Below are 20,919 nucleotides of genomic sequence, written 5' to 3'. Positions count from 1 at the left end.
ACTGTTTATGCACATATTTATCAATTTTTCGCCAACTGGCAGGCTGTCACCGCGCTATTGCCGTCAGGCGATGCCGGAAGAGGGAATGATATTGCGCAGCCAGCTGCCCCAGCGGCGCTGGTAGAAGGCCTGGGTATGCTGGATCAGGTAATGGCTGATGCCGCGCTCTTTCTCATTCACCAGACAGAAGTCCACCGGCTCGTCGTCTGCCAGCGCCTCACTGGCGACACTGCCGGCTTCCTGGATCAGCTGTTCAATCTCCTGCTCCGAGGCACCGTCAATCTCCAGCCCCACCAGCAGGTTTGGCCGTTCATCGCTGGTTTTATCATGGATTAACGCCAGAAACGCGCGGCGCACCGGCTTGCGCTGGCTGAACAGCGTGGTGAGCGCGTCCACCATGGCGGCCGGGTAGTGTTCCGGCTGGCCAATCAGGAACTCTGTTCCGGCTTCCAGCACCCGCTCCAACGGTTTGCCTGCCGTGCCCTCCTGCAACAGCTGGCTCACCTCCTGCGGGGTGAACTCTTTGCCGTACTCATTCTTCGGGTTAAGGAACAACTCCGCGCCTTCCGTCATCTCAAACAGCACACGCACCGGCAACGCCATAAACGGCTGCTCGCGCTCAACCGCCCGTTGCAGGGCCGCCAGTGAACTGAAGAACGGCAGCACATTCGTGCCATCCTGTTTTTCCCAGACCTGCAGGCTCAGCGGGCTGCCGGCGTCCAGCACCACCTCGCCCTCCGGGGCCTGATTGTCAGTCAGTACCAGCACGGTGGCGTCCATCAGCGCCCGGTAGAACGCCGGGCGCTGTGCCGGTTCGCTGACGGCCTGCATCAGTAGCTGCTCCAGTTCACTTCCCTGCGTAGTATCGGTGGGATCAAAAGACGGTGTGCTCATACGTTACTCCCTCAACAAGCCGGAACGGCTCTGCAACAAGATAAAACCATAAAAAAACGGGGCAGCCAGGCCGCCCCGTGATACCTGGTCACGTCATTATACCGGGAATGTGCTGCCGGTTACTGTGCTTTGCTCAGCAGCAGGTTCGCCAGGGTACGGACGCCCAGCCCGGTCGCGCCTGCCGACCACTGATCCACCGCGCCTTTGCGGTAGGTGGCGGAGCAGTCGATATGCAGCCAGCCCTGCCGGTAGTTCTGCACAAAGTGAGACAGGAACGCGGCAGCGGTGCTGGCCCCGGCGGTGTAGCTTGGGCCGGCCACGTTGTTCAGATCGGCAAAATTGGACGGCAACTGGCTGCGGTGGAATTCCGCCAGCGGCAGTCGCCAGAACGGCTCCTGCTCCTGCCCGGCACTCGCCAGCAGATCGGTGGCTAGTGCATCATCGAAGCTGAACAGCGCATGGTAATCATTGCCCAGCGCGGTTTTGGCGGCCCCGGTCAGGGTCGCGCAGTCGATCAAAAGTTGCGGCTGCTGCTCAGAGGCGTCAATCAGGCCATCAGCCAGCACCAGGCGCCCTTCTGCATCGGTGTTCATCACTTCCACGGTTTTGCCGTTACGGTAGTGGATAATGTCGCCAAGCTTAAAGGCGTTGCCGCTGACCATGTTGTCCGCACAGCAGAGGTAGAGCTTAACGCGCTGCGTCAGGCCGCGGGCGGCCGCCAGGGCCAGCGCGCCGGTCACGGTGGCTGCGCCGCCCATGTCAGACTTCATTGAGTCCATAAAGGCGCTCTGTTTCAGGCTGTAGCCGCCGGTGTCAAAGGTGATGCCTTTCCCCACCAGGCAGGCATAGACCGGCGCGCTCTCATCCCCGGACGGGTTATAGTCGAGCACCAGCAGCACCGGCGGGCGCTCAGAGCCACGGCCGACAATATGCAGGCCCGCATAATTCTGCTCGCGCAGGTCATCCCCTTTGGTGATGCGGTAGGTGACGTGCTCGCCGCCATACTGGCACAGCAGGTCAACGGCGCGGCGGGCCAGCGCTTCCGGCCCCAGATCTTCGGCCGGCAGGTTAATGGTGTCACGCACCCAGTCAATGATCGTCAGGCGGCGATCCAATTCCTCGCGATCGGTCTGCTCAAGGTCAGCCCATTCAATGCTGCGCTGGCCTTTCGGGCCACGGAAACCTTGCCAGAAGGCCCAGCTGTTCTCCAGATCCCAGCCCTCACCGGCCAGTCTGACCTTCTTAATGCCCTGCCCGTCAATCCGGCGCGCGGCGCGTTGAATCGAGACCAATGTAGCGGCATGCACTGTCATGCCCTCATTGCCGGTGCTCAGCAGGGCATTGTCACCCCAGCGGGCGTCGGCAGGCTGGGATGAAAGAAAGAGAGGCATGACATCTGTTGCCATCGTGTCTGCGGTCATAACGAAACTCCTGATTGTTGTTCTCATTGTCAGGGTAGGCCCGGAACCGGACCTATGCCGTGATGCGGCGAACCATAAACAAATCGGGCCACCTTATGGCAGCCCGTATGCTAGTCATTCCGCTTTATCTAACCAGACCCGGCAGATCGCTGCCAGCAGTTTTTACCCGGTGAGGTGGCAACATGTGCCGTATCAGGCCGCGCCGGAGAGATGGCGCAGGCGATCAACTGACTTGCGCACCAGCGCGACGGCGTAATCAATCTCGTCTTCGGTGGTGAAGCGCCCGGCCGAGAAACGCAGCGAGCTGTGCGCCAGCTCGTCATTCAGCCCCAGCGCCCGCAACACATAGGAGGGCTCCAGGCTGGCAGAGGTACAGGCAGAACCGGATGAGAGCGCCAGATCTTTCAGCGCCATGATCAGGGATTCCCCGTCCACGTGGCTGAAGCTGACGTTCAGGATGTTCGGCACCCCGTGCTCCAGCGAGCCGTTCAGGCTGACGCCGTCAATTTCACTCAGGCCATGCCACAGGCGGTCACGCAGGCCGCGCAGGCGCTCACCTTCCGCAGCCATCTCGGCGTTGGCAATGCGGTACGCCTCGCCCATGCCGACAATCTGGTGCACCGGCAGGGTGCCGGAACGCATGCCGCGCTCATGGCCGCCGCCGTGCATCTGGGCTTCAATCCGGATGCGCGGTTTACGGCGCACGTAGAGGCCGCCGATGCCTTTCGGGCCGTAAATTTTATGGCCGGAGAACGACATCAGGTCAATACTGAGCTCGCTCAGGTCAATCGGCAATTTGCCGACGCTCTGGGTGGCATCCACATGGAAAATGATCCCGCGGCTGCGGCACAGCTCGCCGATGGCGGCCACATCCTGCACTACACCAATCTCATTATTGACGTGCATGATGGAGACGAGAATGGTGTCGTCACGCAGGGCGGCGGCCAGGTCATCCAGGTCAATCAGGCCGTTGGGTTGCGGCGTCAGATAGGTGACCTCGAACCCTTCCTGTTCGAGCTGTTGACAGGTGTCCAGCACGGCTTTGTGCTCAGTCACGCTGGTGATGATATGCCGGCCCTTTTCCTGATTTGCATGGGCTGCGCCCTTGATCGCCAGGTTATCGGATTCGGTGGCACCGGAGGTAAAGACGATCTCACGCGGATCGGCACCAATCAGTTCGGCAATGTTATTCCGGGCGACATCCACTGCCTCTTCCGCCTGCCAGCCGAAGCGGTGCGAGCGGGAGGCCGGGTTACCGAAAGTACCGTCGAGAGTCAGGCACTGCATCATCTTTTCAGCCACACGCGGGTCAACCGGCGTGGTGGCCGCATAATCCAGATAAATCGGTAATTTCATTACTCTTCAACTCCGTACATCACGTAAAACGTCAGTGTAACGCGTCCGGATTACGAACGCAGGTTTACATTGATCGCTTCTTGCGGACGGCTATTGGCAGGCAGACGGCGGGTTTCATGGTTCTGGCGGTCAGCCACGTCCAGCACTTCCTGGTTGTTGACCAGTTCAGCCAGCGTGATGTTATTCAGGAAGCCGCTGATGCGCTCGCTCAGGTCGCGCCAGAGGGTATGGGTCAGGCAACGGTCGCCACCCTGGCAGCCTTCTTTGCCCTGGCAACGGGTCGCGTCGATGGATTCGTCTACCGCAGTGATTACGGCGCCAACGGCGATTTCCGCCACATCTTTGCCCAGCAGGTAACCACCGCCCGGGCCGCGCACGCTGGCCACCAGGCCATTTTTACGCAGGCGGGAGAAAAGCTGTTCCAGGTAGGAGAGCGAAATGCCCTGACGCTCAGAAATATCGGCTAACGGCACCGGCCCGTCCTGGGAATGTAATGCTACGTCCAGCATAGCGGTTACTGCATAACGACCCTTAGAAGTCAGTCTCATGGCTAATCTTACCTGTAAATAGGGGGTGAAATATGGCCAAGAGTCTGCCATTCCCGAGTATTTCAGTCAACTATTTACCCTACTGAAACAGTCAAGTATTAAAGCCGAAACAGCATTTCATCCTGAGCCAAAATTAACACGCCCGCTGAACCTTTTATTTTTCAACGGGCTATTCTGCTTACTGCTTTTTCTCGATGGACGTCAGGATGCCGCGCAGGATATTCAACTCCTGCGTCTCCGGCCGCGCACGGGTAAACAGGCGACGCAGGCGGCTCATCACCTGCCCGGGGTGCTGCGGGCGGATAAAGCCGGTCTGCAACAATACCTGTTCCAGGTGGCCGTAAAAACGCTCCAGATCGTCCACCAGCGGGTAGGCTTCTTCCGGCACCGGTGCCTGGCCGCGTTGCTGCTGGTCGAGCCACGCCACGCGGACTTCATAGGCAATCAGCTGTACAGCCATCGCCAGGTTCAGCGAGCTGTATTCCGGATTGGCCGGGATGCAGACATGGTAGTTACATTTCTGAAGTTCTTCGTTGGTAAGGCCCACGCGCTCGCGGCCAAACACCAGCGCAACCGGGGCGCTTTCGGCGGCTTGTGAGCATTTGACGCCACATTCGCGCGGCTCCAGCATCGGCCACGGCAGAGTGCGTGAGCGGGCGCTGGTGCCGACCACCAGACTGCAACCGGCCAGCGCCTCGTCCAGGGTATCAACGATGGTGGCGTTACCGATGACATCACTGGCACCGGCGGCCAGGGAGATCGCCTGCGAGTCGGGTTTTACCAGCGGGTTTACCAGATAAAGATTGGTGAGGCCCATGGTTTTCATGGCACGGGCGGTGGAGCCCATGTTACCGGTATGAGAAGTTTCAACCAGGACAATGCGGATATTGTGCAGCATACGAACTCTGAAGGTTGCGGAAAATCGGGCCATGCTAACACAACCGTAGGTATTTTTCAGAAGCCCTGCTATACTGCGCGCCGTTTCCCGTTCTTTAACATCCTAGTTGGAAGATATCCCATGCATCCGATGCTCACCATCGCCGTGCGCGCTGCGCGTAAGGCCGGTAACCTGATTGCCAAAAACTACGAAACCCCGGACGCTGTTGAAGCGAGCCAGAAAGGCACCAATGATTTTGTTACTAACGTTGATCGTGACGCTGAGCACCTGATTATCGACGTGATCCGCCGCTCCTACCCACAGCACACCATCATCTCTGAAGAGTGCGGTGAACTGATCGGCGAAGACCTGGATGTACAATGGATTATCGACCCACTGGATGGCACCACCAACTTCATCAAACGTCTGCCGCACTTCGCGGTCTCCATTGCAGTACGCATCAAAGGCCGTACTGAAGTGGCCGTGGTTTACGATCCTATGCGCAACGAACTGTTTACGGCCTCCCGCGGTCAGGGCGCCCAGCTGAACGGCTATCGCCTGCGCGGCGGCAACGCCCGCGATCTGGACGGCACCATTCTGGCGACCGGTTTCCCGTTCAAAATGAAACAGCACGCGACCCCGTACATCAACGTGGTCGGCAAACTGTTTACCCAGTGCGCAGACTTCCGCCGCACCGGCTCCGCCGCGCTGGATCTGGCCTATGTCGCGGCCGGCCGTGTAGATGGTTTCTTCGAGATTGGCCTGAAGCCGTGGGATTTCGCCGGCGGTGAGCTGCTGGTACGTGAAGCGGGCGGTATCGTGACCGACTTCATGGGCGGCCATAACCATTACAACTCCGGCAATATCGTGGCCGGTAACCCGCGTGTGGTGAAATCGCTGTTGAGCAGCATGCGTGAAGAGCTGAGTGAAGCGCTGAAACGTTAATTTATCTGCACAAATTTTGTGATGCCGCCCCCCGGGGCGGCATTTTTTTTGCCTGTGTCCCCGCCCGGCCACCCGGTTCCGGCCCAATAAATGTGATGGCGCTTCAAAGCCGGAGCAAAAAACAGCGCGCCCGGCGCGGCCTGGCGGCCCTTTTGCTATGCTTACACCTCCATACCCAGCAACGGTCAGAAGGTGTTCATGAGCCCGGCCACTTCCTCTGCGCCTGAGCTCTCCGGTCAACAACGGCGCTGCCATATCGTCCTGATGTTGTATGCGCTCTCCCCTGCGGTGCGCCTGGAGAAGATCAGCCAAATCAATGGCGTTGACCTCCCCACAACCCGACGGGATGTGGCTGCGGTTGCCGCGGAAATCCAGCGTTTTCACCATCTGGATCTGGTACTCGATGGGGCAGAAACCTGCCGCATTGCCGGCACCTCACTTAACCAGCGTTTATGCTTTTTTCACTGGTTACGGCGTGCTTTACGCATTTCACCTGACTTTACCACCCAGCAGGCGGCACTGGCCCTGCATCAGGGGCTGGCCCTTTTTCATCAGGCCGAAGCCGATGAGACCGACCAGTTGCTGCACACCCTGATTGAGCAGGCAGAAGTACGGCTGCGGCGCCCGGTCAACACCCGCGACCGGCACTTCCTCTGCCTGTTTATCAAATATTGCCTGAACCGCCACCACCAGCTCTGCCACCCTGATTTTACCCCCCACCAGCTGGCATGGCTGCGGCAGAAAAGTGAGTATGACGCTGCACACTACCTGGCCGGTGCGCTGACCGAGCGCTTCACCCTGCCCCCCTGTGAGGCTGAGCGTGACTTCCTGACCCTGCTGTTTACCCTGTTGAAAACCCACCGTTATGACAACAATGATTCGCCGGAAGACCGGCAATTGCAGGAGGAGGTTCACCGGTTGATCGCGCGCTTCCAGCAGATTGCCGGTATGAGCTTCAGCAGCCGCGAGGGGCTGGCCGGTCAGCTGTTTACTCATCTGGGGGCGGCGATTGAGCGGTGCCGGTTTGATATCGGCATCGATCATACGTTACTGGAAGAGGTGACGCGCATGTACCCACGGCTGATGCGCACCACACTGGAAGCGCTGGAGGCGTTTGAAGCAGCTTATGATTTGCGCCTTTCGCCGGAAGAGGCCGGGCTCATTACCATCTGCTTCGGGGCCTGGCTGATGCAGGGTAACGAATTGCAGGAGAAGCAGGTGCTGCTGCTGACCAACGGCAACCCGGCGCTGGAGACGGCGGTGGAATACCATATCCGTGAAGCAACCCTGCTGCCGCTTTCCGTGAAATACCTGCCGCTGTCGCACTTCCTGCACCAGGGGCCGCCGCAGGGGGTGACGCTGGTGATCACCCCCTACCCGGCCGATGAACCGGCGATCACCCTGCCGATTCTGCATGTGGAACTGCCGCTGGAGAAAGCGCAACGCATGCAGATCCGCGCCTTGCTGGAAAGCCCCTGAGGCGGCTCAATGCCCTATGGCCTGCACCTTCGGGCGCAGAAAAATGGCCGGAAACGCCACCAGCGCCATCACCCAGAACACCTGCTGGTGAATATGCTGGAACAGGAAACCGGCCACCACCGTCATTACCGCAATTCCGCCGCCCATCGCCAGCGCCGAATAGGCCGCCTGCAAACGAATCACCTCACGCGGCTCACGCGCAGAGATAAAGCGCATGGCTGCCAGGTGGCACACCGTGAAACTGCCGCAATGCAGGAGCTGCATCACCACCAGCCACGGCAGGGCAATAAAGCTGCCCATCAGCGCCCAGCGCACCACCCCGCAACAGGCGGAAAGCAGCAACAGGTTACGGGCGCTCCAGCGGGAGAAAAGCGGGCGGCTGAAGGTAAACACCAGCACTTCCGCTACGACCCCCAATGACCAGAGATAGCCCACCACAGATGCCGGATAACCCGCCTCCTGCCAGTAAAGCGCACTGAAGCTGTAATAGCCCGCATGCGCCGCCTGTAACAGCGTCACACACAGCAGGAATTGGCGCACCGGTGGCTGGCGTAACAGCGCCCGCCATGGGATCGCGCCGTTGCCGGCGGCCTGGGGGTCGGCCTGCGGCATCACGGCCGGCCGCAGCAACATCCCGAGCAGCATGGCGGCAAGCCCGGCCGTCAGGGCTGCCAGAATGGCGTCATGCCCGAATACGGCAATCATCTTGCCGGTAAAGGCGGAGCCAATCACAAACGCCAGCGATCCCCAGACCCGCACCTTGCCGTAATCCAGGGCGATTTGCCGCTGCCAGGTGCCGGCCAGCGCGTCACTCATCGGTACCAGCGGGCCAAAGAAAAGGTTAAACCCCGCCATCACCAGCATCAGCCAGGCCCAGCCGGTGCCAAACCAGAAGCCAACGCAACAGACCAGCGCCAGCAACGCGATCAGGCGCAGTGCCGCAACCAGCTGGGAGGCCTGTTTTACCGCCGGGGCCAGCAGCAAAGTGCCGGAGAAGCGGGCCACCATCCCGGTGCCCAGCAGCAGCCCGATGGCCTGGGCGTCCAGCCCCTCGCCCTTCAGCCAGGTAGCAAAAAACGGCAAAAAGATGCCGTAAGCGAAGAAGTAGGTGAAGTAGCTGAGTCCCAGCCAGTATGAGGAAGGCAAAACCATGGTATCTCCGATAACATGCAGAGCCGGTAAACACAGCGCTGCCTTGCGCCGGGCACATCCGCACCCGTTCCTGTTGGTGAGCGGCAACCCCCGCTCTCTGGGCCTGCCCCGGTGCAGCCGCGCATGGGTTGCACCGGAGTATAGGCAAAAAAAGTCCGGGTGAAAAAAGCCGGGGTGAAAAAGTCCGGACGAAAAAAAGGTACTGCCCGGCAGTACCTTTTTTGTCAGCGCATGACCGGGCAGCCTGCACCGGTCAGCGGGCGGTTACGCGTAAACCGGCAGGCGGGCGCAGATGGCCAGCACTTTCTGTTTCACACGTTCAATGGTGGCTTCATCATTGATGTTGTCCAGCACGTCACAGATCCAGCCGGCCAGTTCGCGCACGTCTGCTTCGTTGAAGCCGCGACGGGTCACTGCCGGGGTACCGATACGGACACCGGAGGTCACGAACGGGCTTTTCGGATCGTTCGGTACGCTGTTTTTGTTCACGGTAATGTTGGCACGGCCCAGGGCGGCATCCGCTTCTTTACCGGTCAGGTTTTTGTCCACCAGATCCATCAGGAACAGGTGGTTTTCCGTCCCGCCGGAGACCACTTTGTAGCCGCGCGCCAGCACCACTTCCACCATCGCTTTGGCGTTTTTGGCAACCTGCTGCTGGTAGGTTTTGAACTCAGGTTCCATTGCTTCTTTCAGCGCCACCGCTTTACCGGCGATCACGTGCATCAGCGGGCCGCCCTGGCCGCCTGGGAATACGGCAGAGTTCAGTTTTTTATACAGGTCTTCATCACCGCCCTTCGCCAGGATCAGGCCGCCACGTGGGCCTGCCAGGGTTTTGTGGGTGGTGGTGGTGACGATATGGGCATGCGGAACCGGGTTCGGGTAGACGCCGGCGGCCACCAGGCCTGCCACGTGCGCCATGTCCACAAACAGGTACGCGCCGATGCTGTCAGCGATTTCGCGCATTTTTGCCCAGTCAACGGTGCCGGAGTAAGCAGAGAAGCCACCGATGATCATTTTTGGCTGGTGGGTCTGTGCCTGACGGGCCAGATCGTCATAGTCGATCTTGCCGGTTTCATCGATGCCGTAAGGCACGACGTTATAGAGCTTGCCGGACAGGTTAACCGGGGAGCCGTGCGTCAGGTGGCCGCCGTGGGCCAGGTTCATCCCGAGGATGGTGTCACCCGGCTGCAGCAACGCCGTGTAAACCGCGAAGTTGGCCTGGGAGCCGGAGTGCGGCTGGACGTTGGCGTAGTCTGCGCCGAACAGCGCTTTGGCACGGTCGATCGCCAGTTGCTCAACGATGTCGACGTACTCACAGCCGCCGTAGTAGCGTTTGCCCGGATAGCCTTCAGCGTATTTGTTGGTCAGCTGCGACCCTTGTGCCTGCATCACACGCGGGCTGGTGTAGTTTTCAGAGGCGATCAGTTCAATATGCTCTTCCTGACGGACTACTTCCTGCTCCATCGCCTGCCACAGCTCGGCATCATAATCGGCAATGTTCATTTCACGCTTTAACATCTGCTTCTCCTGACTCACACTCAATTAAACGACCCCCAACGGGATATGCGGCACAGTGTAAACTGTTTTTGCCTGCGGCCATAGGGTTGAGGCCAGCTTTTTACGCAAACGGTTGGCTTGCCGCCGTACAAGGATTTTACCTGTTATTTGCTTCCCCCTTACAACCGAGTTTTCCTCATTTCAAGATGCAAAAATTTCACCTTTGGAAGCCATCTCTCATTATTACAAAGCCTTAACAAATCAAAGGCTATTTACAACAGATAAGCGCCGCTATAAGATGCATTTAAAATGCATCATTTATAATTCTGACGCTGCGCGTCTTCAGGAGCACCTCATGCTTGATACCACCACAATCGCCACCATTAAATCGACCATTCCTGCGCTGGTCGCCACCGGCCCTGCCCTCACCGCCCACTTTTATGACCGGATGCTGGGCCGCCACCCTGAGCTGAAACATGTGTTCAACATGAGCCACCAGATGAAAGGCGATCAGCGCGAGGCGCTGTTTAATGCCATCTGCGCCTATGCGGCCAACATTGAAAACCTGCCGGCCATTTTGCCTGCAGTAGAGAAGATTGCGCAGAAACACACCAGTTTGAACATCCGCCCGGAACAGTACGCGATTGTGGGCGAAAACCTGCTGGCAACGCTGGATGAGTTGCTCAGCCCCGGCCAGGAGGTGCTGGATGCCTGGGGCAAAGCCTATGGCGTGCTGGCGGATGTGTTTATCCAGCGTGAAAGCCAGATTTACCAGCAAACCGCGGCCAAAACCGGCGGCTGGGAAGGGGTGCGGGCGTTCCGCATTGTGGCGAAAACGCCGCAGAGCGAGGTGATCAGCAGCATTGAACTGGCCCCGGTGGACGGCCAGCCGGTGGTGGATTACCAGCCGGGGCAGTACATCTCCGTGTATATCCGTGATGAAGCCTTTAATGAATACCAGCAGATTCGCCAGTACTCGCTGACGCAAAGCCCGAACGGCCGCACTTACCGGATTGCGGTAAAACGTGAGGGCGGCGGTAAAGCCTCCAACTACCTGCATGATGTGGCGCAGGTCGGTACGGTGGTCAACCTGGCCGCGCCGCACGGCGATTTCTTTATGGACGTAACGCCGGACACCCCGGTGGCACTGATCTCCGCCGGTGTGGGCCAGACGCCAATGCTGGCCATGCTGCATACGCTGTATGAGCAGCAGCACCGCGCGCCGGTCTGGTGGCTGCACGCGGCGGAAAATGGCCGCGTTCATGCGTTTGCGCAGGAAGTGGCGGACATCGCCGCGAACATGCCGGATTTACACCGCCATATCTGGTATCGCGTACCGGCTGAGGGGGATGTTCAGGGTGAAGGGTATCACACGGAAGGTGTGATGGATCTGGCCCCGCTGGCTGAGACCCTGCGCGATCCGGCGCTGCACGTCTACCTGTGCGGCCCGGTGGCCTTTATGCAATTTGCGGCGCGTCAGCTGCTGACGCTGGGCGTGAGTAAAGATCGCCTGCACTATGAAGTGTTCGGCCCGCATAAAGTGGTCTGACACCGCACGGGCGGGAGCGATCCCGCCCGGTAACGGCAGGCGTCAGATCGCCTCTTCGTCCTCTTCGCCGGTACGGATACGCACCACGCGCAGCACATCAAACACAAAGATTTTACCGTCCCCGATTTTACCGGTCTGGGCGGTTTTCATGATGGTTTCGACACAGGTATCGACGATGTCGTCCGCCACCACGATCTCAATTTTGACCTTCGGCAGGAAATCCACCATATATTCCGCGCCCCGGTAGAGTTCGGTGTGCCCCTTCTGGCGGCCAAACCCTTTCACTTCCGTCACCGTCATGCCGGTAATCCCGACTTCAGCCAGCGCTTCACGGACATCATCCAGCTTGAATGGCTTAATAATCGCGTCAATCTTTTTCATGGCGAACCCTTTCTTTTACATAATATGCGGCTAAAGCCGGAGGTTGTCGTCTGGCGCCGCGCCCTGTGTGGCTACAGGCCGGAAATTTCTGGCCGTGAAAAGCCGGCGTCCTGATGGCGGCATCTCTTATGGGGTGCTGCCGGGCTTCAAGTATGGCATCTGCCCGGTATTCTGCCCCGCCATGCGCCCATTTACGGGCAACAGGTCTGCGAGTGTAAAGCATTCCGGCCAGTTTGTTTAGCCGCAGCGGCCCTGTGCTGTCCGGTAAATGCCCTGTATTTACTCTTTAAAGTCATTGGCATCCAGTTCATGCCGTGACAGCAGCTTGTAGAACTCGGTACGGTTACGCCCCGCCATCCGCGCGGCCTGGGTGACATTGCCCTTGGCGATTTGCAACAGCTTGCGCAGATAGTGCAGCTCGAACTGGTTACGCGCCTCGGCGAAGGTCGGCAGCACGGTGTTCTCACCTTCCAGCGCCTGCTCAACCAGTGCATCACTGATCACCGGGGCGGTGGTCAGGGCCACACATTGTTCAATCACGTTCACCAGCTGGCGCACATTGCCCGGCCAACCGGCCGCCATCAGCCGCCGCATCGCATCGGCGGAGAAACTGCGTACAAAAGGTTTATGGCGTGACGCCGCCTCACGCAGCAGGTGATTGGCCAGCAGCGGGATATCCTCCGGCCGCTCATTCAGCGCCGGCAATTTGAGGTTGACCACATTCAGCCGGTAGAAGAGATCCTCGCGGAACTCCCCTTTGGCCATCACTTTCGGCAGGTCGCGGTGGGTGGCGGAGATAATCCGCACATTGACGTCAAGATCGCGGTTGCTGCCGAGCGGGCGCACTTTGCGCTCCTGCAAGACCCGCAGCAATTTGACCTGAAGCGACAGCGGCATGTCGCCAATCTCATCGAGAAACAGCGTGCCGCCCTCGGCAGCCTGGAACAGCCCCTCACGCTGGCTTACCGCGCCGGTAAACGCCCCTTTGGCGTGGCCGAACAGCTCAGACTCCAGCAATTGCTCCGGCAGCGCCCCGCAGTTAATGGCGATAAACGCCTTTTTCGCCCGCGGGCTGGCGGCGTGGATCGCCTGCGCCAGCACCTCTTTGCCGGTGCCGCTCTGGCCGTTAATCAGCACGCTGACATCCGATTGCGCCACCATTCTCGCCTGCTCCAGCAGGCGCAACATCAGCGGGCTGCGGGTCACGATGGCCTCCCGCCAGCGCTCATCGGTGGCGGAAGCAGTGGTCAGGGCCAGCGCCTCATCAATCGCTTTATAGAGCGCATCGCGATCCACCGGTTTGGTAAGGAAGCTGAACACCCCTTGCTGGGTGGCGGCCACCGCATCGGGAATAGAACCGTGGGCGGTCAGGATAATCACCGGCATACCCGGCTGGTGCTTCTGGATCTCCACGAACAGCGCCAGGCCATCCATTTCATCCATCCGCAGGTCGCTTATCACCAGGTCAATCTTGTCACGCGCCAGCAGCCGCAGCGCCTCCTGGCCGCTTCCGGCGGTAGTGACGCTGAAGCCCTCACTGGTGAGGCGCATCCCCAGCAGTTTCAGCAGGCTGGGGTCGTCATCGACCAGCAATAAATTGGCGGGTTTGCGTTGGGTCATCTCCCTGACGCTCCTTAAGGGTTGGCGGGGGTGGAAGCACGGCTGCCTTGTGCGGCGGGCGGCGTGTAGGTGTCATCCGGCTCAACATGGCGGACGGTGCCGCGGTTTTCGCTGCCCTCCGGCATGTCGCCCTGCAACTGCTTGCGCGAAGAGAGCTGGCGTTCGATGTCGGTGAGGTTTTCCAGCTTTTGCCGGGTGTCATTGAGCTTGCTTTGCAGCAGCGCCTGGGACTCGTGCAGCGCCGCAAGCTGGGCGGCAGCGGCATCCTGCGCGCGCTGGGCTTTGGCCCGGTCATCATTCAGCACGATTTCCAGATTCTGGCGCTCGCGCCATAACTGCACCAACGGCCGCAGCGAGCCGGGCATCTGTGCGCGGTAAGTGTTGACGTTGCCCAGCAGCTGGCGGCGCTCTCCGGGCGTCGGCACGGCGCTGGAGAGCAAAATCCCCTGCCGGAAAGCACTCTCCCAGGATGTGACCACCATCGATGCGCCCAGCCGGCGCGCCTGCGCGGCACCCAGCCGGTCGGCGCAATCCATGGCACGCAGCCAATAGAGCGGGTTTTCCGTGTACTCTTTACCCTCCAGATCCCAGAGGGTGTCACAGGAGGCGACGCGGAAATCGATCACTTGTTTGTCCGGGATCTTTTCCGGCGCAGAGAGGGCCGCCCCCTGGCCGCCGCCCTGCATACAGCCCACCAGCAGCAACGGCATACCGGCCAGCGCTGCCAGCCGGGCGCGCCAGCCGTGGCGGACGGACTGTGCCAGCCCGGCCCCCTGTCGCAACAGGGCGTGCAGTGAAAGCGTCATCATGGTTGTTCATTCCCGGCGGTTAAAGGCAATTCAATTCGAAAACAGACATCAGCATAGGCGACATTCACCAGTTGCAGGTCGCCCTGCATACGGCGGATACAGTCATGGGCGATGCTCAGCCCCAGCCCGCTGCCTTTGACAGCCCCTTTTCGCTGCTGGCTGCCCTGGAAAAACGGCTCGAACACCATCGTTTTTTCCGCGTCGGCTATCGGTGTGCCGCTATTGGCCACCTCAATCTGTATTCTGTCGCCCGCCTGTTGGCTGCGGACCCAAATGGTACCGGATTCAGCCCCGTAGTGCACCGCATTGGAGTAGAGATTGTCCAGTGCGCGCATCAGCAGGGTCGGCTCAGCCCAGCACTCCGCCACGTCCAGCTCAAGCCGGGTGGTGATCTGCTTGGCGCGGGCCGGCAGGCTGTGATCGGCGATGATCTGGTTGATCAGCGCCGCCAGCGCCACCCCCTCTTTACCGGCCGGGCCGTCAGCCAGTTTGCGGTTGTAATCCAGCAGTTGTTCAATCAGCTTTTGCAGGTGGCGGCTGCTGTGGTCAAGAATCGCCACCACCTCCTGCTGGTCTCGGGTCAGCGGCCCGGCGACCTCATCGGCCAGCAGTTCTGTCCCTTCGCGCATACTGGCCAGCGGCGTTTTCAGCTCATGGGAGATGTGGCGCAAGAACTCATGGCGCTGCGACTCCAGCCAGGCCAGCCGTTCACTCAGCCAGATGATGCGCTGCGCCAGCGAGCGGATCTCACGCGGGCCGCGGAACGAGACGCTGTTGCCCAGCGCCCGGCCTTCGCCCAGCCGGTTGATCATCCGCTCCACGCCCTTGACCGGGCCGATGATCATCCGGGTAAACAGCACCACCAGCGCGACGCTGAGTAAAAACAGCAGCAGCGCCTGCCAGCCAAAGAACTGGCCGCGCTCGGCAATCGCGTGCTGGAGCTGCTGCCCGCGGGAGAAGATCACATTGCGCGTGGCCTGTACCATTTCAGCATTAGCACGGGAGAACTGCGCCAGCCCGTCCGCGGCCTGCGGGGCCGGGCTGCTCTCCCGGCATGCCATGGTCGCCAGTTGGTTAAGCAGGGTACGTAAAGTCTGGTAGTAACGGGGATCCGGTAAAATGGTGGCATGGGTGCCGAGCATCTGCGCGTACTGCGTGCGCTGGTTCTGGTAGAGCCGCGCCAGGGTGGCGTCATCCAGCACACAATACTGGCGGTAGCTGCGCTCCATCTCCAGCGCCACGCTGGTCATCGCCTCACTGCGCCGCGCATCGCTCAAGGTGGTCCGGTTGATGTCAGCCGCCTGCGCGCTGAGGTTATCCAGGCTCTCATAGGCCTGATAGGCCAGCACCAGCAGCGGCAGCAGCACCAGCAGGAACGCCATCAGCACCAGCTGGCGCAGTGAACGCGGAAACAGCCGCCCGCTTTTGATCGACAGCCGTTTGCGGGTAAAAAGGTGTTTGGTGAATCGCATGGGTAAACCGGCTCCTTGCTGAGTCCGTGCGCATCGCAGCCCGACAGTATACCCCACCCGCAGCAGCGCTGAAAAACGGGCAAAAAAAAGCACCGCCATTATGCGGTGCTCAAATCGGTGGGCTTCCTGCCCGGCCATACGGAGTCCGCAGGCAAGGGGGTAAATCTCAGACTCTGATGGTAATCTCTTCCCGGCGTACCGGTTTATCTGGGTTACGCGGCCAGGCCCCGTAACCGGAAAGGGTGGATGCCTGGTGACGTCCCCGGTGTGATGATGCCGGGCATTCATCAGAAGCGGGACGTGCGCATCCTTTTTTACCTCGTCGGATGAATCCTTCATCGCCGGAGATGGTCAGGTTGGTGCCTCACTCAACGTGTCGCCCTGCGGGTGATAGCGCCTTTCGGCGGTATCGGTGCGGTGGACGATAGGCACCTTGCTTTGGCGTCATTCGGGTCTTATGGAGCGCATAGTCCGCCTGAGCGGGGCTGTCATAAGTAAGGTGAATGAGCAACTGAGCGTTAATAAGCACAATGTATGCCAACTTTTTATAAAAACCGTTAACTCATTAAATTTAAGAATAATTTTATATTTATTGGCGGTTATTTTATTTTTCTATCCGGATAAATGCTGGTTGTTTCCTACCCACCCTGTCGCTAAAACCCGACGTTTTAATCATCTTGATTTATATACTAATAAAATCAAGCGATTGCGTGTCGCCATTAGGAGACACCCAAAGCCGGGCATGTCGCAATTTCCCGACACCAGACAGACATAAAAAAGGCGGCCCGAAGGCCGCCTGATATCAGGATGTCACGCTTTATCAGCCCAGCTGGCGGCGGGCATTGCGGAACATGCGCATCCATGGGCTGTCCTCACCCCAGTTGTCCGGGTGCCAGGAGTTGCTGACGGTGCGGAACACGCGCTCCGGGTGCGGCATCATTACCGTGACACGGCCGCTGGCGTTAGTGACGGCGGTAATGCCGTTCGGTGAGCCGTTCGGGTTCGCCGGGTAGGCTTCCGTCACGCTGCCGTTGTTGTCCACATAGCGCAGCGCCACCAGCCCCTGATGCTCCAGCTCGGCCAGATGCGCCGCATCACGCACTTCCACCCGCCCTTCCCCGTGGGAAACGGCGATCGGCATACGGGAACCGGCCATGCCCTGCATCATCAAGGACGGGCTGGCCGTCACTTCCACCAGGCTGAAGCGCGCCTCAAAGCGGTCTGACTGGTTACGCACAAAGCGCGGCCAGTGTTCCGCCCCTGGGATCAGCTCTTTCAGGTTGGACATCATCTGGCAGCCGTTGCACACGCCCAGCGCCAGCGTCTGCGGCCGGTTGAAGAAGGCCTCAAACTCATCACGTACCTGGTTGTTGAACAGTACGGATTTCGCCCAGCCTTCGCCCGCGCCCAGCACGTCGCCATACGAGAAGCCGCCACAGGCCACCAGCGTATGGAAATCCTGCAGGTTGCGGCGGCCTTCCAGCAGATCGCTCATATGCACATCCACCGCGTCGAAACCGGCACGGTGGAACGCGGCCGCCATCTCCACATGGGAGTTGACGCCCTGCTCACGCAGCACCGCCACTTTCGGGCGCGTCTGTTTAGCGATATACGGGGCAGCCACATCTTCATCGATCGCAAAGGTCAGGTTGACGTTCAGGCCCGGATCGCTCTCCTCCTGCTTGGCCTGATGCTCCTGATCGGCACAGGCCGGGTTGTCACGCAGGCGCTGCATCTGCCAGGTGGTTTCGGCCCACCAGGTACGCAGGGTGCGGCGGCTCTCGCTGTAAACAGTTTTGTCACCGCTGCGGATGACAAAGCGATCCCCGTCGGTGACGCGGCCCAGATAGTGAGTACACGCTTGCAGGCCATGCTGCGCCAGCACCGCTTCCACCGCTTCGCGTTGTTCGGCTTTCACCTGAATCACTGCGCCCAGTTCTTCATTGAACAGGGCCGCCAGGTAATCATTACCCAGCGCCTGAATATCCGCGTCCAGCCCGCAATGGCCGGCGAAGGCCATTTCTGCCAGCGTCACCAGCAGGCCGCCGTCACCGCGGTCGTGGTAGGCCAGCAGTTTTTCGTCGGCCACCAGCGCCTGCATGGCGTTGAAGAAACCGGCAAGTTGGTGGGCGTCATGCACGTCAGCGGTCTTGTCACCCAGTTGGCGATAAACCTGCGCCAGCGCGGTAGCGCCCAGCGCATTCCGGCCGTTGCCGAGGTCAACCAGCAGCAGCGCGCTGTCGCCTTTATCGGTACGCAGTTGCGGCGTCACGGTGTGGCGCACATCTTCCACCCGGGCAAAGGCGGTGATTACCAGCGACAGCGGTGAGGTCATCTCGCGCTGTTCGGTACCGGCCTGCCAACGGGTTTTCATCGACATGGAGTCTTTGCCGACCGGGATGGTGATGCCCAGCGCCGGGCAGAGTTCTTCACCCACGGCGCGCACCGCGTCATACAAGCCAGCGTCCTCGCCGGGGTGGCCGGCCGCGGACATCCAGTTAGCGGAGAGTTTCACCCGCTTCAGGCCGCCAATCTGCGTGGCCGCCAGGTTGGTCAGGGCTTCCCCCACCGCCAGGCGCGCCGAAGCGGCGAAGTCCAGCAGCGCTACCGGGGCGCGTTCGCCCAGCGACATCGCCTCACCGTGGTAGCTGTCGAGGCTGGCGGTGGTTACCGCGCAGTCTGCCACCGGGATCTGCCATGGGCCCACCATCTGATCGCGCGCGACCATGCCGGTCACGGTGCGGTCACCAATGGTGATCAGGAAGGTTTTTTCCGCCACTGCCGGCAGGTGCAGCACGCGCTTCACCGCGTCCGCCAGGGTGATGCCCTCACGCTGCAACGGCGCACCGGCGGCCTGCTGACGCGCCACATCACGCAGCATCTTCGGCGTTTTGCCCAGCAGCACATCCAGCGGCATGTCGATTGGCTGGTTGTCGAAATGGCGGTCATTCAGCGTCAGGTGGCGCTCTTCCGTGGCTTCGCCAATCACCGCATAGGGTGCGCGCTCACGGCGGCAGATGGCGTCGAATTGCGCGATCTGGGCCGGGTCAACCGCCAGTACATAACGCTCCTGCGACTCGTTACACCAGACTTCCAGCGGGCTCATGCCCGGCTCGTCATTCAGGATGTCACGCAGCTCAAAACGGCCGCCGCGGCCGCCATCGCTGACCAGCTCCGGCATGGCGTTGGAGAGGCCGCCCGCGCCGACGTCATGGATAAACAGAATCGGGTTCGCCTCGCCCAACTGCCAGCAGCGGTCAATCACTTCCTGGCAGCGGCGCTCCATCTCCGGGTTGTCACGCTGTACTGAGGCGAAATCGAGATCGGCATCCGACTGGCCGGACGCCATCGACGAGGCGGCACCGCCGCCGAGGCCGATATTCATCGCCGGGCCGCCGAGCACAATCAGTTTCGCGCCGACGGTGATTTCGCCTTTCTGCACGTGGTCGGCACGGATGTTGCCGATGCCGCCCGCCAGCATGATCGGCTTGTGGTAGCCGCGCAGCTCCACGCCGTTATGGCTGTTGACCTGCTCTTCATAGGTGCGGAAGTAGCCCAGCAGCGCCGGACGGCCGAATTCGTTGTTGAAAGCCGCGCCGCCCAGCGGGCCGTCGGTCATGATCTCCAGCGCAGTGACGATGCGTTCCGGTTTGCCGAAATCCTCTTCCCACGGCTGTTCAAAGCCCGGGATGCGCAGGTTGGAAACCGAGAAGCCCACCAGCCCGGCTTTGGGTTTCGCGCCGCGCCCGGTGGCGCCCTCGTCACGGATCTCGCCGCCGGAGCCGGTGGCGGCACCCGGCCACGGGGAGATGGCAGTCGGGTGGTTGTGGGTTTCCACTTTCATCAGGATGTGCGCCTCTTCCTGATGGTAGTCATAGCGCCCGCCCTCTGCGTCAGCAAAGAAGCGCCCCACCGTCGAGCCTTCCATCACGGCGGCGTTGTCCTTGTAAGCGGACAGCACGTGATCCGGGGTTTTCTCAAAGGTGTTTTTGATCATCTTAAACAGCGACTTCGGCTGCGCTTCGCCATCAATCACCCAGTCGGCGTTGAAAATCTTATGGCGGCAGTGCTCGGAGTTCGCCTGGGCAAACATGTAGAGCTCGATATCGGTCGGGTTGCGCCCGAGCGTGGTAAATGCCTGTTGCAGGTAGTCGATTTCATCCTGCGCCAGCGCCAGCCCAAGGCGGAGGTTTGCCTGCTCCAGCGCGCCGCGCCCTTCGCCCAGCACATCCACATGCTGAACCGGGGCAGGCTGGTGGTGGGCAAACAGCGCCTGGGCCTGCTCCAGTGCGGTGAACACCGTTTCCATCATGCGGTCATGCAGCAGTGCCGCCAGTGCCTGCCACTGCTCGTCCGTCAGGGTGGGGGCTTCTATATAGAAGGCCAGCCCGCGCTCCAGGCGCGTGACCTGCGGCAGGCCGCAGTTGTGGGCGATGTCAGTGGCTTTGGAAGACCAGGGGGAAATCGTGCCGGGGCGTGGGGTCACCAGCAGCAGGCGGCCTTGCGGCGCATGTTCGGCGAGAGAGGGACCATATTTCAGCAGGCGTTGCAGTTTGGTCTGTTCGTCAGCGCTGAGCGGCGCAGAGACGTCGGCAAAGTGTACATATTCGGCGTAAACCGCATCGACCGGCAGGCGGGCTTCCTGGCAACGGGACAACAGTTTGTTAATACGAAAAGCCGACAAAGCGGGCGAACCACGCAGTATTTCCATCATTTCAGTTCTCTCGTCTTCGAAGCCGCAGGCAAATGGGCTTCATTGGGCGCAACAGGGGGAAAACGCCGGCCATTATAGAGAATCCCACCCGCATACGAAACCGTTTGCGTAGTGATTGTTGCGATTAACTGCACCGGCCTGCCTTTTGGCATAGGATGCCAATAAAGTTGCACGCTGGCTTTTTGTTGAGCAAAATGCCCCGGCA

At 60.4% G+C, this 20,919-nt stretch carries 15 protein-coding genes; 3 read left to right on the top strand and 12 right to left on the bottom strand.

The genetic code is table 11. The features are described from left to right. Positions 1-63 precede the first annotated feature (63 nt). From sseB to trmJ, 5 genes are all read right to left on the bottom strand, one after another. Complete coding sequence (gene sseB, locus CYR55_RS11300; RefSeq protein ID WP_101816243.1) at positions 64-894, bottom strand: enhanced serine sensitivity protein SseB; 831 nt, start codon at positions 892-894, stop codon at positions 64-66. Positions 895-1,013: 119 nt separating this feature from the next. Further along, a complete protein-coding gene (gene pepB / locus CYR55_RS11295) occupies positions 1,014-2,285 on the bottom strand; it encodes an aminopeptidase PepB (RefSeq protein ID WP_420912733.1) in 1,272 nt (423 codons plus the stop codon). Between the two features lie 222 nt (positions 2,286-2,507). Beyond that, on the bottom strand, positions 2,508-3,671 hold the full coding sequence (locus tag CYR55_RS11290; protein ID WP_101816242.1) for an IscS subfamily cysteine desulfurase: 1,164 nt from the start codon (positions 3,669-3,671) through the stop codon (positions 2,508-2,510). Positions 3,672-3,721: 50 nt separating this feature from the next. After that, complete coding sequence (gene iscR, locus CYR55_RS11285; protein WP_101816241.1) at positions 3,722-4,219, bottom strand: Fe-S cluster assembly transcriptional regulator IscR; 498 nt, start codon at positions 4,217-4,219, stop codon at positions 3,722-3,724. A 178-nt stretch (positions 4,220-4,397) separates the two neighbouring features. After that, a complete protein-coding gene (gene trmJ / locus CYR55_RS11280; RefSeq protein ID WP_101816240.1) occupies positions 4,398-5,117 on the bottom strand; it encodes a tRNA (cytosine(32)/uridine(32)-2'-O)-methyltransferase TrmJ in 720 nt (239 codons plus the stop codon). A 120-nt stretch (positions 5,118-5,237) separates the two neighbouring features. On the opposite strand from trmJ, the gene suhB reads away from it, so the two are divergent. Both suhB and csiE read left to right on the top strand, forming a co-directional pair. After that, on the top strand, positions 5,238-6,041 hold the full coding sequence (gene suhB / locus CYR55_RS11275) for an inositol-1-monophosphatase (RefSeq protein WP_101816239.1): 804 nt from the start codon (positions 5,238-5,240) through the stop codon (positions 6,039-6,041). Between the two features lie 198 nt (positions 6,042-6,239). Next, complete coding sequence (csiE, locus tag CYR55_RS11270; protein ID WP_101816238.1) at positions 6,240-7,520, top strand: stationary phase inducible protein CsiE; 1,281 nt, start codon at positions 6,240-6,242, stop codon at positions 7,518-7,520. A 6-nt stretch (positions 7,521-7,526) separates the two neighbouring features. On the opposite strand, the gene CYR55_RS11265 is transcribed toward csiE, so the two are convergent. Together CYR55_RS11265 and glyA are read right to left on the bottom strand one after the other, a co-directional pair. After that, positions 7,527-8,672 carry a 3-phenylpropionate MFS transporter gene (locus CYR55_RS11265; RefSeq protein ID WP_101816237.1) on the bottom strand — a complete coding sequence of 382 codons (1,146 nt, stop codon included), beginning with the start codon at positions 8,670-8,672 and terminating at the stop codon, positions 7,527-7,529. 264 nt (positions 8,673-8,936) lie between these two features. After that, positions 8,937-10,190, bottom strand: coding sequence for a serine hydroxymethyltransferase (gene glyA / locus CYR55_RS11260; RefSeq protein ID WP_101816236.1), 1,254 nt, complete (start codon positions 10,188-10,190; stop codon positions 8,937-8,939). A 334-nt stretch (positions 10,191-10,524) separates the two neighbouring features. Between glyA and hmpA the strand changes: the two genes are divergently transcribed. After that, entirely contained in the window at positions 10,525-11,718 is a 1,194-nt protein-coding gene (gene hmpA, locus CYR55_RS11255; RefSeq protein WP_101816235.1) for an NO-inducible flavohemoprotein, read from the top strand. A gap of 42 nt (positions 11,719-11,760) precedes the next feature. Here hmpA and glnB read toward each other — a convergent pair whose 3' ends face one another. From glnB to purL, 5 genes are all read right to left on the bottom strand, one after another. Continuing rightward, entirely contained in the window at positions 11,761-12,099 is a 339-nt protein-coding gene (glnB, locus tag CYR55_RS11250; protein WP_072930217.1) for a nitrogen regulatory protein P-II, read from the bottom strand. Between the two features lie 279 nt (positions 12,100-12,378). Next, complete coding sequence (gene glrR, locus CYR55_RS11245) at positions 12,379-13,719, bottom strand: two-component system response regulator GlrR (RefSeq protein WP_101816234.1); 1,341 nt, start codon at positions 13,717-13,719, stop codon at positions 12,379-12,381. 14 nt (positions 13,720-13,733) lie between these two features. Further along, on the bottom strand, positions 13,734-14,528 hold the full coding sequence (gene qseG / locus CYR55_RS11240) for a two-component system QseEF-associated lipoprotein QseG (protein WP_101816233.1): 795 nt from the start codon (positions 14,526-14,528) through the stop codon (positions 13,734-13,736). Continuing rightward, positions 14,525-16,000, bottom strand: coding sequence for a sensor histidine kinase (locus CYR55_RS11235; protein ID WP_101816232.1), 1,476 nt, complete (start codon positions 15,998-16,000; stop codon positions 14,525-14,527). The genes qseG and CYR55_RS11235 overlap by 4 nt, the downstream gene beginning before the upstream one ends. Before the next feature lie 820 nt (positions 16,001-16,820). Then, positions 16,821-20,714: a phosphoribosylformylglycinamidine synthase gene (gene purL / locus CYR55_RS11230; RefSeq protein ID WP_165699576.1), complete on the bottom strand. Its 3,894-nt coding sequence runs from the start codon at positions 20,712-20,714 to the stop codon at positions 16,821-16,823. Positions 20,715-20,919: the final 205 nt, after the last annotated feature.

The organism is Chimaeribacter californicus (assembly GCF_002858675.1).
Taxonomy (GTDB): domain Bacteria; phylum Pseudomonadota; class Gammaproteobacteria; order Enterobacterales; family Enterobacteriaceae; genus Chimaeribacter; species Chimaeribacter californicus.
This window is presented reverse-complemented; position numbering and strand designations above follow the sequence as displayed.